This window comes from Burkholderia sp. BCC1638 (assembly GCF_902833195.1).
GTDB lineage: Bacteria > Pseudomonadota > Gammaproteobacteria > Burkholderiales > Burkholderiaceae > Burkholderia > Burkholderia diffusa.
Genome location: NZ_CADFEC010000002.1, coordinates 1 through 15,306, shown reverse-complemented (window position 1 = coordinate 15,306; position 15,306 = coordinate 1). Strand labels below are relative to the sequence as shown.

Below are 15,306 nucleotides of genomic sequence, written 5' to 3'. Positions count from 1 at the left end.
TCAGGCTCCGCAGGCAGCCGCGAGCAGCGCGTCGTAGCGGCGCTGCGCGCGCAGGATCGCGTCGCAGACTTCGCGCACCGCGCCGTTGCCGCCGCGGGCCTCGGCCACCCAGTGCGCGCGGGCGATCACCTCGGGGTGCGCGTTGGCCGGTGCCGTCGCGAAGCCGCAGCGCAGCATCACCGGCAGGTCGGGCCAGTCGTCGCCCATGTAGCCGGCGGCGTCGGCGGTGATGCCGAGCGACGCGATCAGGTCGTCGAACACGGCGAGCTTGTTCTCGACGCCCTGGAACAGATGAGCGATCTTCATTTCCTTCGCGCGGGCCGCGACGATTTCCGAGCGGCGGCCGGTGATGATCGCGGTCGCGATACCGGCCTCGCCGAGCAGCTTCACGCCGTGGCCGTCGAGCGAATTGAACGACTTCATCGCGTCGCCTGCCGCGGTAAACAGCAGGCCGCCGTCGGTCAGCACACCGTCGACGTCGAAAATCATCAGCTTCACGCGGCTCGCGCGTTCGGCCGCAGTCAGCGCTGCGCTCATCAGATCACCTTCTTCGAAAACAGGTCGTGCATGTTCAGCGCGCCGATCAGCGCGCCGTCGGCATCGACCACCAGCATCTGGTTGATCCGGTGGCGCTCCATCAGTTCCACGGCTTCGACCGCGAGATGGTCGGGGCCGATCGTCCGCGGTTTGCGCGTCATCACGTCGACGATCGGCAGCGTGCGGAAATCGCCGTCGCGCGCCAGCACGCGGCGCAGGTCGCCGTCGGTGAAGATGCCGGCCACGCGGCCGTCGGCGTCGACCACGGCGGTCATGCCGAGCCGCTTCGCGGTGATCTGGAACAGTGCGTCCGACAACGTCGCGTCGAGCCCGACGCGCGGAATGTCGTCGCCCGAGCGCATCACGTCGCGCACGTGAGTGAGCAGGCGCCGGCCGAGCGCGCCGCCCGGATGCGAGCGCGCGAAATCCTCGGAGCCGAAGCCGCGCGCATCGAGCACCGCGACGGCGAGCGCATCGCCGAGCGCGAGCGCGGCGGTCGTGCTCGCGGTGGGGGCGAGGTTCAGCGGGCAGGCTTCCTTCGAGACCGCGGCGTTCAGGTTCACGTCGGCGAGCGTGCCGAGGCTCGATTCCGCACGGCCCGTGATCGCGATCAGCTTCGCGCCGATCCGCTTCACGAGCGGCAGGATCGCGACGAGTTCTTCCGACTCGCCGGAATAGGAGATGCCGATGAAGACGTCGTCCGACGTGACCATGCCGAGGTCGCCGTGGCTGGCCTCGGCCGGGTGGACGAAGAAGGCCGGCGTGCCGGTGCTCGCCAGCGTGGCCGCGATCTTGCGGGCGATATGCCCCGATTTGCCGATGCCGGATACGACGACGCGGCCGCGGCAGCCGAGCAGCAGCGCGACGGCCTGGACGAAGTCGCCGTCGAGCTGGTCGCGCAGCGCGCGCACGGCGTCCGCCTCGATGTCGAGCACGTCGCGGGCGAGCGCGAGCGCCCGATCATCATTGATTTTCGCTATCATGCGCGGAGTATAGCAAAGGCGTTTGTTCGCCGCGCCGCGCCTTCGGACTCGTCCGATGCCGCTTGCCCACCGCCACCACCCGCGCCCGCATTGCCGTGGCCCCGACGAACGAGGACGCTTCGCCCGTGATTTCCCCGCTCGAAATGACCCTGCTGCTGCTGCTGGCCTCGGTGGTGGGCGTCGTCGTATTTCGCTCGTTGAACCTGCCGCCGATGCTCGGCTATCTGACCGTCGGCATCCTGGTCGGGCCGCACGCGTTCGGCGTCGCCGCGGATCTGGAGCGGGCCGAGCATCTCGCGGAATTCGGCGTGGTGTTCCTGATGTTCTCGATCGGCCTCGAATTCTCGCTCGCGAAGCTGCGGGCGATGCAGCGGCTCGTGTTCGGGCTGGGCCTCCTGCAGGTGGTCGCGACGCTCGTGCTCGCGCTGGCGCTCGGCATGCTGTTCGAGCGCTGGGTGCACATCACGTGGCAGGGCTGCATCGCGCTCGGCGGCGCGCTCGCGATGTCGTCGACGGCGATTGTGTCGAAGATGCTCGCCGAGCGGCTCGAGATCGAGACCGCGCACGGCCGCAACATCTTCGGCGTGCTGCTGTTCCAGGATCTGGCCGTGGTGCCGCTGCTGATCGTGATCGCCGCGTTCGGCGCCGAGTCGTCGAAGGATCTCGCGCTCACGCTCGGTTTCGCGGCGGTCAAGATCGTGATCGCGCTGGCGCTGCTGCTGATCGTCGGGCAGCGTTTCATGACGCGCTGGCTCAACGTCGTCGCGCGGCGCCGCTCGCAGGAGCTGTTCGTGCTGAACCTGCTGCTCGTCACGCTCGGTGCCGCGTTCATCACCGACCGCTTCGGCCTGTCGCTCGCGCTCGGCGCGTTCATCGCGGGCATGCTGATCTCCGAGACGCCGTTCCGCCATCAGGTGGAGGAAGACATCAAGCCGTTTCGCGACGTGCTGCTCGGCCTGTTCTTCGTGACGACCGGGATGCTGCTCGATCCGCGCGTGATCTGGGAGCATCCGTTGCTCGTGTTCGGCTTCTTCGTCGGGCAGATATTGTTCAAGGGGACGATGATCGCGGGCCTCGCGCGGCTGTTCGGCGCGACGCCGGGCGTCGCGATGCGCACCGGCATCGGCCTCGCGCAGGCTGGCGAATTCGGCTTCGTGCTGCTGAACCTGATCCTCGACCGGCATCTCGTCGATTCGACGCTGCTGCAGGCGATCCTCGCGTCGATGCTGCTGTCGATGCTCGCCGCGCCGTTCCTGATCCAGAACGCCGACCGGATCGTGATGCGGCTGTCGTCGACGGAATGGATGCAGCAGTCGCTGCAGATGACGCGGATCGCGACGCAAAGCCTCAAGCAGCGCGGCCACGTGATCATCTGCGGCTACGGCCGCGCGGGGCAGAACCTCGCGCGCATGCTCGAGCAGGAAGGCATTTCGTACGTCGCGCTGGACCTCGACCCCGATCGCGTGAGCGCGGCCGCGACGGCCGGCGAATCGGTCGTGTTCGGCGACGCGGCGCGCCGGGAGTCGCTGCTCGCGGCCGGTATCCATCGCGCGGCGGCCGTCGCGATCACGTATGCGAACACGCCGTCCGCGCTGCGCGTGCTGCATCACGTGCACGAACTGGAGCCGACGCTGCCGGCGATCGTGCGCACGGTCGACGACGCCGATCTCGAGAAGCTGCTCGCGGCCGGCGCGACCGAGGTGATTCCGGAGATCGTCGAGGGCAGCCTGATGCTCGCGTCGCACACGCTGGTGCTGGTCGGTGTGCCGATGCGCAAGGTCGTGCGGCGCGTCGAGGAGATGCGCGACGAGCGCTACAGCCTGTTGCGCGGCTATTTCCGCGGCGCGGACGATGCGGACGACGACGATCACGAGCAGGTGCGGCTACAATCGGTGCCGGTCGATGCGCGCGCGGACGCGGTCGGGCGCTCGCTGGAGGAGCTCGGGCTGTATGCGCTCGGGCTGGAAGTTACTGCGATCCGCCGGCACGGCATCCGCGGCGTCGAGCCCGACCCGCAGACCAAGCTGCGCGCGAGCGACATCGTCGTGCTGCGCGGGCTGCCCGAAGCGCTCGCGCTTGCGGAGGAGCGGCTGTCGCGCCATCGGCGCGAGCCGCCGGCCGCGGTCGCCTGAGTCGCGATTCGATAACCTGACCCGTATTTGTTCGAAACGGTGCCCGATCTTCGCGCACCGTTTTTTTCGGAGAGTTTCATGCCGCATTCGTCGTCGGGCGCACCGCTCGATCCGGTCGCCTTCATCCACAGCCAGATCCGCACCGTGCCCGACTGGCCGCAGCCGGGCGTGATGTTCCGCGACATCACGACGCTGCTGCAGAGCCCGAAGGCGCTGCGCATCCTCGTCGATCTGTTCGTCGAACGCTATGTCGATGCGAAGCTCGACTACGTCGCGGGGCTCGACGCGCGCGGCTTCATCATCGCGCCGATCGTCGCGTACGAATTGAGCGTCGGCTTCGTGCCGATCCGCAAGGTCGGCAAACTGCCGTACAAGACGTGCTCGGAGTCGTACGACCTCGAATACGGCAGCGCGACCGTCGAGATCCACGAAGACGCGTGCCGCCCCGGCGACCGCGTGATCATCATGGACGACCTGATCGCCACTGGCGGCACGATGATGGCGGGGCGCAACCTGCTGCAGCGGCTCGGCGCGGTCGTCGTCGAAGGCGCTGCGATCATCGATCTGCCCGATCTCGGCGGCTCGACGCTGCTGCGCAACGCGGGACTGCCCGTCTATACCGTCACCGAATTCGCCGGCCACTGAACCACTGGACGCCGGCCCACGCCGCGAGGTCACGATGCCCAACTTCATGCTGTTTCTCGCCACGTCGATCGCGATCACGTTCGCGCCGGGTCCCGACAACCTGCAGGTGCTCGCGCGCGGCATCTCGCAGGGCCGCGCCGCCGGCTTCGTCGCCGCGCTCGGCTTCACGGCCGGGATCCTGTTCCATACGACGCTCGCGGCGCTCGGCGTCGCGGCCGTGCTGCGCTCGTCGCCGGTCGCGTTCCAGATACTGAAGCTCGCGGGCGCCGCATACCTCGTGTGGATCGGCATCAAGGCGCTGCGCAGCCAAGGGCTCGCGAACGCGCACGAGCGTCCGCCGCAGCCGCTTGGTGCGATCTTCCGGCAGAGCGTGATCGGCAACCTGATGAATCCGAAGGTCACGCTGTTCTTCGTCGTGTTCCTGCCGCAGTTCGTCGATCCGCACGGCGCGCAGGCCGTGACGCTGCAGATGTTCGAGCTCGGCGCGCTGTTCATGCTGCAGACGGCCGTGGTGTTCTCGCTGTTCGGTGTCGGCGCGGGCGCGATCGGCACATGGCTGAAGCGCCGCCCGAAGGCCGGCGTGTGGCTCGACCGGATCGCGGGCGCGACTTTCATCGCGATCGGTATCCGCGTCGCGCTGAAGGACTGAGCCGATGACGTTTCCGTGCATCGCGGCCGCGCGCCGCTTCGATCCGGCCGCGCACCTGCGTTTCGAGATCGCCGGCGAGCAGGTCGGCTGGGTGCGTCGCCAGGACGTCGCGAAGCTCGCCCGCTGGCCCGACGTGTTCGAGCTGACCGACGCGCGCGTCATGCTGTCGGCGCGTTACGACACGGTCGACGCGCGCAGCATGGCGCTCGCGAGCGCGATCGGCGCGCTCGCGGCCGAGGGCGCGATTCCGGGCTGGCGCGACGAGATCTACGCGATCCGCAACCGCTTCGACGATCCGCCGCTCGCGTATATCGAACGCGCCGCGTCGCGCTTCTTCGGCACGCAGACCTATGCGGTGCACCTGAACGGCATCGTAGAATATGCGGTTGCGCCGGGCGAGCCGGCCGTGCCGCGGATGTGGCTCGGCCGCCGCAGCGCGACCAAGGCCACCGATCCCGGCATGCTCGACAATGTCGTCGCGGGCGGCATTGGCTGGGGCCTGGGCGTTCACGAGACGCTCACGAAGGAATGCTGGGAAGAGGCCGGCATGCCGGCCGAACTGGCGGCGCGCGCGATCGCGGGCCGGGCGGTGCAGGTGCTGTGCTCGCTGCCGGAAGGCACGCAGTCCGAACTGATCTTCGTGTACGACCTGCCGCTGCCGCGCGACTTCGCGCCGCACAACCAGGATGGCGAAGTGGCCGAGCACCTGCTGGCCGGTGTGTCCGAGGTGATCGGCTGGCTGCGCGAAGGCCGCGCGACGATGGATGCGAGCCTCGCGATGCTCGACACGCTGCTGCGCCATCGCTGGCTCCCGGCGGCCGACGCGGCGGGCATCGACGCGCTGTTCGCGCCGGCCGCGTAACGCGCAGCACGCCGGCCCGAGCGCGGGCACGAGCGCGGCCGAACGAACGGCCTATTTGACGAATACCGAAACGAAGGGAGTAGCGGTCATGTCGACCGATCACAGCTTTATCTTGAAACTGTCGTGCCCCGACCGGCACGGCATCGTCCACGCGGTCTCGGGCTTCCTGTTCGAGCGCGCCAACAACATCCTCGATTCGGCGCAGTTCGGCGACAGCCGCACCGGCGAGTTCTTCATGCGCGTGCACTTCGTGCAGGACGGTGGCGGCGCGGATGCCGCGTCGGCGCTCGACACGCTTCGCAACGAATTCGCGCCGCTCGCCGAGCAGTTCGCGATGCGCTGGGAGATGCACGACGCGGCCGTGAAGCCGCGCGTCGTGATCATGGTGTCGAAGATCGGCCACTGCCTGAACGACCTGCTGTTCCGCTATCGCACCGGCCAGCTGCCGATCGAGATCCCGGCGATCGTGTCGAACCACAAGGAGTTCTACCAGCTCGCCGCGAGCTACAACATCCCGTTCCATCACTTCCCGCTCGTCGGCGGTTCGTCCGATGCGGCGAAGGCCGCGCAGGAAGCGCGCGTGCTCGAAGTGATCGACGAACACCAGGCCGATCTCGTCGTGCTCGCGCGCTACATGCAGATCCTGTCGCCGAACATGTGCCAGCAGCTCGCCGGCCGCGCGATCAACATCCACCATTCGTTCCTGCCGAGCTTCAAGGGCGCGAAGCCGTACTACCAGGCGTTCGACCGCGGCGTGAAGCTGATCGGCGCGACCGCGCACTACGTGACGACCGATCTCGACGAAGGCCCGATCATCGAGCAGGAAGTCGAGCGCGTCGATCACAGCATGACGCCCGACCAGCTCACCGCGATCGGCCGCGACGTCGAGTGCGTGACGCTCGCGCGCGCCGTGAAGTGGCACGTCGAGCACCGGATCGTGCTGAACGGGACGAAGACGGTCGTGTTCCGCTGATCGGCGGCTCGGGGCGGCCATCGGCCGTCCGGCCCGCTGGCTCGCATGCAAAAACGCCGCGCCCTTGACGGGGCGCGGCGTTTTTTTTCGTGTGAGGCGCGCGACGCGCCGGGGCGGGGGGCGTCAGATCAGCCGCAGCATGTACAGCTCGCGCTTCAGGTACGCATAGAAGATCGGCGCGGCGATCACGCCCGGCAGCCCGAATGCGGCTTCCATGATCAGCATCGCGAGCAGCAGCTCCCACGCGCGCGACTCGATCTGGCCGCCGATGATCTTCGCGTTCAGGAAGTATTCGAACTTGTGGATCACGACGAGGAACGCGAGCGACGCGATCGCGGTGCCCATGCTGACCGACAGCGACACCGCGACGATCAGCGTGTTCGAGATCAGGTTGCCGATCACCGGCAGCAGGCCGACGATGAACGTGACGAGCACGAGCGTCTTCGACAGCGGCAACCGCTGGTGGAAGATCGGCAGCGCGACGAGCAGGTAGATGCCGGTGAAGGCCGCGTTGATCGCCGAGATCTTGATCTGCGCGAACACGATCCGGCGGAACGATTCGGCGAAGCGCGACACGCGCGTGACGAGTGCGGTCGACAGCGGCCGGCGCGCCTTGCCGTGCTCGACGCCGATCGCGATCATCGCGCCGATGATCATCCCGAACAGCACGTGGCCGAAGCCGCGCGCGACGCTCTTGCCGCCTTGCTGGAGTTGATCCATGTGCGAGTGCATCAGCAGCGCCGCCTTGGTCTTCATCTGTTCGACGTCGACCGGCAGCAGGCTCGCGATCCAGGACGGCGTGCGGGCGCGGGTCTGCTCGACGATCTGCATCAGCTGGTCGAGCAGGCTCTGCAGGTTCGGCACCGTGTGCTCGAAGTGCTCGATGATGCCGATCGTCAGGCCCGTGAGCCCGCCGACGATGGCGATCGACAGCAGCACGACGGCGACCCAGCGCGCCCGCATGCTCGTGGTGTGGCGTTCGACCACCGGGGCGATCGTGTGGATCAGCTGATAGACCAGCATGCCGGCCAGCAGCCCGCCCAGCAGCTTCAGTTCGATGACGAGCACCATCGCGACGAGGGCGAACAGGTAGCTGCCGATCTCGATTGCCGACAGCTTCGGCAGGCTGAAGTCGCTCGTCAGCCGCACGCTGCGCAGGTGCGGCTCGCGGTTCTGCGCGTCGCGCGACTCTTGTTGCTTCTCCATCGTGGATTCCTGTCGTTCGTGTGTCGCGCCGCGCGGTGGGCGGCAGGACGGCGGTCGCCCGGTGCCGCACCGGATTGGTGCGGATGGCGAACCTTACGACCGTAAAGTATAGCTGCCATTATGGTCCGCCACGGGGCAGTTTGGCTCGTGGTGTAAACGCAGAAGGGAAAACCGCAGAAGGGAAAACGATGAGGCCGGCGCCGCCGCGGGCGCCGGACGCGCGCGGCCGGCAGCCGCGCGCGGGAACGGAAAGTGTCAGCCGGCCGCCGCCTTGCGGGTCGGACGCTTGAGCAGCGGCGCGAGGTACTTGCCGGTGAAGCTCGCCTTCGTCTTCGCGACCTGCTCGGGCGTGCCCTGCGCGATGATCTGGCCGCCGCCGGCGCCGCCCTCGGGGCCGAGGTCGATCACCCAGTCGGCGGTCTTGATCACATCGAGGTTGTGCTCGATGATCACGACCGTGTTGCCCTGGTCGCGCAGCCGGTGGATCACTTCGAGCAGCAGCGCGATGTCGTGGAAGTGCAGGCCGGTGGTCGGCTCGTCGAGGATGTACAGCGTGCGGCCCGTGTCGCGCTTCGACAGTTCCAGCGACAGCTTCACGCGCTGCGCCTCGCCGCCCGACAGCGTCGTGGCCGACTGGCCGAGGCGGATGTAGCCGAGGCCGACGTCGAGCAGCGTCTTCAGCTTGCGGGCGATGACCGGCACCGCGCTGAAGAATTCGTACGCGTGCTCGACCGTCATGTCGAGCACTTCGCTGATGTTCTTGCCCTTGTACTGCACTTCGAGCGTTTCGCGGTTGTAGCGCTTGCCGTGGCACACGTCGCACGGGACGTAGACGTCCGGCAGGAAGTGCATCTCGACCTTCAGCACGCCGTCGCCCTGGCACGACTCGCAGCGGCCGCCCTTCACGTTGAACGAGAAGCGGCCCGGATCGTAGCCGCGCTCCTTCGCGGTCGGCACACCCGAGAACAGCTCGCGGATCGGCGTGAACAGGCCCGTGTAGGTGGCCGGGTTCGAACGCGGCGTGCGGCCGATCGGCGACTGGTCGACGTTGATCACCTTGTCGAAGTGCTCGAGGCCCTCGATCGCCTCGTGCGGCGCCGGCTCGGCCGACGAGCCGTACAGGTGACGCGCGACCGCGTGGTACAGCGTGTCGTTGATCAGCGTCGACTTGCCGGAACCCGACACGCCGGTGATGCAGGTCAACAGGCCGACCGGCAGCTCGAGATCGACGTGCTTCAGGTTGTTGCCGTGCGCGTCGACGATGCGCAGCATCCGCTCCGGATCGGGCGCGATCCGCTCGTCCGGATACTCGATCGTGCGCTTGCCGACCAGATACTGGCCCGTCAGCGACTGCGGGTTCGACTGCACCTGCTTCGGCGTGCCTTCGGCGACCACCACACCGCCGTGCTCGCCCGCGCCGGGGCCCATGTCGACGACGTAGTCGGCCGTGCGGATCATGTCCTCGTCGTGCTCGACGACGATCACCGAGTTGCCGAGGTCGCGCAGGTGCTTGAGCGTCGCGATCAGGCGGTCGTTGTCGCGCTGGTGCAGGCCGATCGACGGCTCGTCGAGCACGTACATCACGCCGGTCAGGCCCGAGCCGATCTGCGACGCGAGCCGGATCCGCTGCGCCTCGCCGCCGGACAGCGTTTCGGCGCTGCGCTCGAGCGACAGGTAATCGAGGCCGACGTTGTTCAGGAAGGTCAGGCGCGCGACGATTTCCTTGATCACCTTGTCGGCGATCTCGCGCTTCGCGCCGTCGAGCGACAGGCCGTCGAAATAGCCGAGCGCGTCGCGCAGCGGCCAGCCGCTGATTTCATAGATGCCGCGCGCGTAGTCGCCGGTGCCGACCCGCACGTGGCGCGCCTCGCGGCGCAGCCGCGTGCCGTCGCACGACGGGCACGGCTGATTGTTCTGGTATTTCGCGAGCTCTTCGCGCACCGCGACCGAATCGGTTTCGCGGTAGCGGCGCTCGAGGTTCGGGATGATCCCTTCGAACACGTGCTCGCGGATCGTCGTGCGGCCACGCTCGTTGATGTACGAGAACGGGATCGTCTGCTTGCCCGAGCCGAACAGCAGCACCTTGCGGATCTTCTCCGGCAGGTCCTCGAACGCGGCGTCGATGTCGAATTCGTAGAACGCCGCCAGGCTCTGCAGCATCTGGAAATAGAACTGGTTGCGGCGGTCCCAGCCCTTCACGGCGCCCGCCGCGAGCGACAGCGACGGGTGCGCGACGACCCGCTTCGGATCGAAGAACGTGATCTGGCCGAGGCCGTCGCATTCCGGGCACGCGCCCATCGGGTTGTTGAACGAGAACAGGCGCGGCTCGAGCTCCTGCAGCGAGTACGAGCAGATCGGGCACGCGAACTTCGAGCTGAACAGGTGTTCGCGGTCGGTGTCCATTTCCAGCGCGATCGCGCGGCCGTCGGCGAGGCGCAGCGCGGTCTCGAACGATTCGGCGAGGCGCTGCTTCATATCCGGGCGCACCTTCAGCCGGTCGACCACGACGTCGATCGTGTGCTTGTCGTTCTTCTTGAGCTTCGGCAGCGACTCGACCTCGAAGATCTTCGCGACGCCCTCGTTCGCGGTGCCGCCGCCCGAGCGCACGCGAAAGCGGACGAAGCCCTGCGCCTGCATGTCCTCGAACAGCTCGGCGTGCTCGCCCTTGCGGTTCGCGACGACGGGCGCGAGGATCATCAGCTTGGTTTCCTCGGGCAGCGCGAGCGCCGCGTCGACCATCTGCGACACGCTCTGCGCCTCGAGCGGGATGTCGTGGTCGGGGCAATACGGCGTGCCGACACGTGCGAACAAAAGTCGCAGGTAGTCGTGGATTTCGGTGACCGTGCCGACGGTCGAACGCGGGTTGTGGGACGTCGCCTTCTGCTCGATCGAGATCGCGGGCGACAGGCCCTCGATCAGGTCGACGTCGGGTTTCTCCATCAGTTGCAGGAACTGGCGGGCGTACGCGGACAGGCTTTCGACGTAGCGGCGCTGGCCTTCGGCATAAAGGGTGTCGAACGCGAGCGACGACTTGCCCGACCCGGACAACCCGGTAATCACGATCAGCTTGTGGCGCGGCAGGTCGAGATTGACGTTTTTCAGGTTGTGGGTGCGTGCCCCACGGATACGGATCTGTTCCATGAACCTGGCGAAAATGGAGGGAACCAAACCTGCTACTATAACGGCTTTTCGAGGCCGTCGTTGGGGGCCCCCAGCCTTTGCAGCAGCTGGCAGCAAGGCGGTGTCCACGCCGGGGAAGCGGTCGCGCCGCACGGCTCGAGGCGGCCCGCGGGCAGCCTGCGTGACGTCCCGGAAAGCAGTCCCGGAAAGCGCCTGCCAGGCCCGCCGGGCCGGTGGCCCTGATCTTCCGCCGCCCGCCGCCGGGCGGACATTCCGATCATTCGAAATTCATTCCCGATGTCCAATCCGTCCGCCACGTCTTCCCGCATGAGTGCGCCCGAACTGCGCGCGACCACGTCGCTCGCGGCGATCTTCGCGCTGCGCATGCTCGGCCTGTTCATGATCATGCCGGTTTTCTCGGTCTACGCGAAAACCATCCCGGGCGGCGACAACGTGCTGCTCGTCGGCATCGCGCTCGGGGCCTACGGCGTCACGCAGTCGCTGCTGTACATCTTCTACGGGTGGGCGTCGGACAAGTTCGGCCGCAAGCCCGTGATCGCCACCGGCCTGCTGATCTTCGCGCTCGGCAGCTTCGTCGCCGCGTTCGCGCACGACATCACGTGGATCATCGTCGGCCGCGTGATCCAGGGCATGGGCGCCGTGTCGTCCGCGGTGCTCGCGTTCATCGCCGACCTGACCTCCGAACAGAACCGCACGAAGGCGATGGCGATGGTCGGCGGCTCGATCGGCGTGTCGTTCGCGGTCGCGATCGTCGGCGCGCCGATCGTGTTCCACTGGGTCGGGATGAGCGGGCTGTTCGCGATCGTCGGCGTGTTGTCGATTCTCGCGATCGGCGTCGTGATGTGGATCGTGCCCGATGCGGCGAAGCCCGTGCACGTGCCGGCGCCGTTCGGCGAGGTACTCCACAACGGCGAGCTGCTGCGCCTGAACTTCGGCGTGCTCGTGCTGCACGCGACGCAGACGGCGCTGTTCCTCGTCGTGCCGCGCCTGCTGGTCGACGGCGGGCTGCCGGTCGCCGCGCACTGGAAGGTCTACCTGCCGGTGATGGGGCTCGCGTTCGTGATGATGGTCCCGGCGATCATCGTCGCGGAAAAACGGGGCAAGATGAAGCCGGTGCTGCTCGGCGGCATTCTGGCTATCCTGATCGGCCAATTGTTGCTCGGCAGCGCACCGCATACCATCCTGATTGTGGCGGCGATCCTGTTCGTGTACTTCCTCGGCTTCAACATCCTGGAAGCGTCGCAGCCGTCGCTCGTGTCGAAGCTCGCGCCCGGTTCGCGCAAGGGCGCGGCCACGGGCGTCTACAACACCACGCAATCGATCGGGCTCGCGCTCGGCGGCATCGTGGGCGGCTGGCTGCTGAAGCACGGCGGCGCGAACACCGTCTTCTATGCATGCTCGGGGCTCGTGGCGGCGTGGCTTATAATCGCGGCCAGCATGAAAGCGCCGCCGCGCAAGGCCTGAACCCTCTTTTCGGGCAGGCACCGGCGGCGCTCGCCGGCTTGCCCGGCGGGCCGCTCCGACGACATTCGCGGGCGGCCCGGCATCGAATTTACTGGAGAAACACATGGCATCCGTCAACAAGGTCATCCTCGTCGGCAATCTCGGCGCCGATCCTGAAGTCCGTTACCTGCCGAGCGGCGACGCGGTTGCGAACATCCGTCTCGCGACGACCGATCGCTACAAGGACAAGGCAAGCGGCGATTTCAAGGAAATGACCGAGTGGCACCGCGTCGCGTTTTTCGGCCGTCTCGCCGAAATCGTCAGCGAATACCTGAAGAAGGGTTCGTCGGTCTATATCGAGGGCCGTATCCGCACGCGCAAGTGGCAGGGCCAGGACGGCCAGGATCGCTATTCGACCGAAATCGTCGCCGACCAGATGCAGATGCTCGGCGGCCGCGGCGGTTCGGGCGGCGGCGGTGGTGGCGGTGACGAAGGCGGTTACGGCGGCGGCTACGGTGGTGGTGGCGGCGGTCGCGGCGGCGAACAGATGGAACGCGGCGGTGGCGGCGGCCGTGCCGGTGGTGCGCCGCGCGGCGGTGCAGGCGGTGCCGGTGGTGGTCAGAGCCGTCCGAGCGCGCCGGCAGGCGGCGGTTTCGACGAGATGGACGACGATATTCCGTTCTAGGAGGAACGTTAGCTCCTAGTGTAAGGATAGACCCGGATTTCTGAGCTAAATCAATGATTTAGCCTAGATCTTCGGGTCTTTTTTCGTTTACACATTTTTCGATCTAGGCGGAACGTGCCTAATCGGTAAAAAATGGGCTCCATTCGTCGAATGGAGCCTGGCGTGACGCGATACGCGATTCGGGAAGTTCGTCTTGAGAACGGCGAACGCTTACCTCTCTTGGTGTATGGAGACCCACTGGGTTTGCCAGTTCCGGAGATCGTGGAATATTCCATCGCGAAGCTACGTGCGCGTGGGCTTCGACGAAGGAGCATTCACCATCGAGCCGAAGCGCTCGGGCTAACGCTCCAGTTTCTCGGTGATCGCAGCATCGATCTCATATCGAGGGCGAACGGCCAGATCTTTTTGTCTCTAAACGAGTTAGTTGCGCTGGCGGACTGGTGTCGAACGCCCAAGGGGGCACGAGAAGCCAAATTGGTGGTTGGACCCGAGTACGCCGCCGTACGGTATGCCACTGCGATCGACTATATGCTCTGGGTTTTTGAGCCAGTCCTCGCTCGTATCTCTGAGGCAACCGCCCGGCATGCAGCGAGCGTTGCACTGCGGAGATTTCTTACTCGTTCTCGTTCAGTCGCTCCGCGTGCGCACGGTAGCCGTTCTCCTATTGACGGAGAGCGCCATGGTCTTCGAGAAGACCAGCGAAAGTTATTCCTCAAAGTTATTCATCCAGACGACCCTGGAAATCCGTTCAGTGCGAAGGCTAGAGCGAGAAATCACGCTCTGCTGTTACTCGCGTTCAAGCTAGGTGCTCGTTCAGGGGAGGTGCGTGGCTTAAAAAAGACAGATCTCAATCTCGATAGTGTGCCCGCCGAGTTAATTGTCATGCCGCGTTACCACGATGCTGACGATAAAAGGAAAGATCCGGCTGCAGCCAAGACCTTGGGACGGTTGCTATATATCGACGAGGAGCTTGCGATTGCGTTAGAGCGCTGGTTGGGCGACAGGAGCAATAGAGTCCGCTGGCCGCGAGCCCACCGTAATCCCTACGTCTTCGTAAACCGATATGGCGATGCAATAGAAGGGCGCGGCTATCGAAAAATTGTTGAAACATTGAGAGACCGTTACCCCGAATTAGAGGTCCTCTGCCATCACGTCCTAAGGCACGACTGGAACGACCGTTGGGTAGCAATGATGGAGCAAGACGAAGTCGACTTCGAGAAAGCTCAACACGAGCAAAAATATGCGATGGGATGGTCGCATCAGTCGAATATGCCGCAGAGATATGGACGCCAGGCGATTGCTTCTGCCGCAAACAAACGGATACTAGATCTTCAGCGCAGAGTCGGAGGCAGCGATGAATAAGCGAGCTGTGATTTCCGAAGGAAGCAATGGACGCGAGTCTATGCAAGAGACCGCTGCTACAGTGATCGTTGCATACGGGAACGTTCGAGTCGATGTCAGTGGAAGCATTTGGCGACTGAGCCCGGATCATGCTCTGAACTGGAGCTTGTACCCCGATGTTGGGCCGAGCGTAAGCGTATCGCTACGGATGTTCATCATCCAACTCATAAAAACTCTCGCGCCGGATACGGTGACGGGTTACTTCCGAGGTATGCAAAACTGTCTGAAAGCGGCAATGTCTCTGGGTGCTGACGTGTCGGATATGACCGGCTTCGATATTGCTCTTGTCGGGAAAATGCGTGGTTATATCAATGATCACGTGGGCGAGGCTAGCGTCAGTTGGGCTCTTCATGCATATCGAAAATGGTATCAATGGTGCTCAGATGCGGGACTTGAGGGATTCGATGCACGGATTGCGGATGCACTCGATGAAATAGTTGTGGGCGGTAATCGGAAGGGGGATGCGGTGCTGTCTCATGACCCAAAGCTTGGGCCACTGCACGCCACCGAATTCGATCGTCTTTTGTCCGCGCCGACGGAATTTTGAGCCACCGGGCCGATTGGATTTTGAGCCGGGGTGGAGACCGGTCTATAGCAGGACCGGTTGTGGATAAGTGTATGGGTTTCCGGGGTCGTTGTCCTCCTGCGT

At 65.7% G+C, this 15,306-nt stretch carries 13 protein-coding genes; 9 read left to right on the top strand and 4 right to left on the bottom strand.

The genetic code is table 11. The features are described from left to right. Positions 1-537, bottom strand: a complete 537-nt coding sequence (locus HWX22_RS01870; protein ID WP_059526086.1) for an HAD family hydrolase — start codon at positions 535-537, stop codon at positions 1-3. Beyond that, on the bottom strand, positions 537-1,520 hold the full coding sequence (gene kdsD, locus HWX22_RS01865) for an arabinose 5-phosphate isomerase KdsD (protein ID WP_059526084.1): 984 nt from the start codon (positions 1,518-1,520) through the stop codon (positions 537-539). The genes HWX22_RS01870 and kdsD overlap by 1 nt, the downstream gene beginning before the upstream one ends. A gap of 125 nt (positions 1,521-1,645) precedes the next feature. On the opposite strand from kdsD, the gene HWX22_RS01860 reads away from it, so the two are divergent. The 5 genes from HWX22_RS01860 (at position 1,646) to purU (ending at position 6,781) form a co-directional block, all read left to right on the top strand. Beyond that, a complete protein-coding gene (locus HWX22_RS01860; protein WP_059819992.1) occupies positions 1,646-3,652 on the top strand; it encodes a monovalent cation:proton antiporter family protein in 2,007 nt (668 codons plus the stop codon). Positions 3,653-3,730: 78 nt separating this feature from the next. Next, complete coding sequence (locus HWX22_RS01855) at positions 3,731-4,297, top strand: adenine phosphoribosyltransferase (RefSeq protein WP_014896022.1); 567 nt, start codon at positions 3,731-3,733, stop codon at positions 4,295-4,297. 34 nt (positions 4,298-4,331) lie between these two features. Continuing rightward, positions 4,332-4,946, top strand: coding sequence for a LysE family translocator (locus HWX22_RS01850; protein ID WP_059819797.1), 615 nt, complete (start codon positions 4,332-4,334; stop codon positions 4,944-4,946). A gap of 4 nt (positions 4,947-4,950) precedes the next feature. Then, positions 4,951-5,808, top strand: a complete 858-nt coding sequence (locus tag HWX22_RS01845) for a DUF4743 domain-containing protein (RefSeq protein WP_175909354.1) — start codon at positions 4,951-4,953, stop codon at positions 5,806-5,808. A gap of 88 nt (positions 5,809-5,896) precedes the next feature. Continuing rightward, complete coding sequence (purU, locus tag HWX22_RS01840) at positions 5,897-6,781, top strand: formyltetrahydrofolate deformylase (RefSeq protein WP_059526077.1); 885 nt, start codon at positions 5,897-5,899, stop codon at positions 6,779-6,781. A 123-nt stretch (positions 6,782-6,904) separates the two neighbouring features. Here purU and HWX22_RS01835 read toward each other — a convergent pair whose 3' ends face one another. Together HWX22_RS01835 and uvrA are read right to left on the bottom strand one after the other, a co-directional pair. After that, complete coding sequence (locus HWX22_RS01835; protein ID WP_175914958.1) at positions 6,905-7,987, bottom strand: AI-2E family transporter; 1,083 nt, start codon at positions 7,985-7,987, stop codon at positions 6,905-6,907. Positions 7,988-8,242: 255 nt separating this feature from the next. After that, positions 8,243-11,128: an excinuclease ABC subunit UvrA gene (gene uvrA / locus HWX22_RS01830; RefSeq protein WP_059526073.1), complete on the bottom strand. Its 2,886-nt coding sequence runs from the start codon at positions 11,126-11,128 to the stop codon at positions 8,243-8,245. Between the two features lie 276 nt (positions 11,129-11,404). On the opposite strand from uvrA, the gene HWX22_RS01825 reads away from it, so the two are divergent. From HWX22_RS01825 to HWX22_RS01810, 4 genes are all read left to right on the top strand, one after another. Next, a complete protein-coding gene (locus HWX22_RS01825) occupies positions 11,405-12,592 on the top strand; it encodes an MFS transporter (protein ID WP_059451442.1) in 1,188 nt (395 codons plus the stop codon). A gap of 103 nt (positions 12,593-12,695) precedes the next feature. After that, positions 12,696-13,256 carry a single-stranded DNA-binding protein gene (locus HWX22_RS01820; RefSeq protein WP_059819793.1) on the top strand — a complete coding sequence of 187 codons (561 nt, stop codon included), beginning with the start codon at positions 12,696-12,698 and terminating at the stop codon, positions 13,254-13,256. 261 nt (positions 13,257-13,517) lie between these two features. Further along, a complete protein-coding gene (locus HWX22_RS01815; protein WP_175914957.1) occupies positions 13,518-14,618 on the top strand; it encodes a tyrosine-type recombinase/integrase in 1,101 nt (366 codons plus the stop codon). After that, on the top strand, positions 14,611-15,204 hold the full coding sequence (locus tag HWX22_RS01810) for a hypothetical protein (RefSeq protein WP_175914956.1): 594 nt from the start codon (positions 14,611-14,613) through the stop codon (positions 15,202-15,204). Before HWX22_RS01815 ends, HWX22_RS01810 begins: the two co-directional genes overlap by 8 nt. The last annotated feature ends 102 nt before the right edge of the window (positions 15,205-15,306 follow it).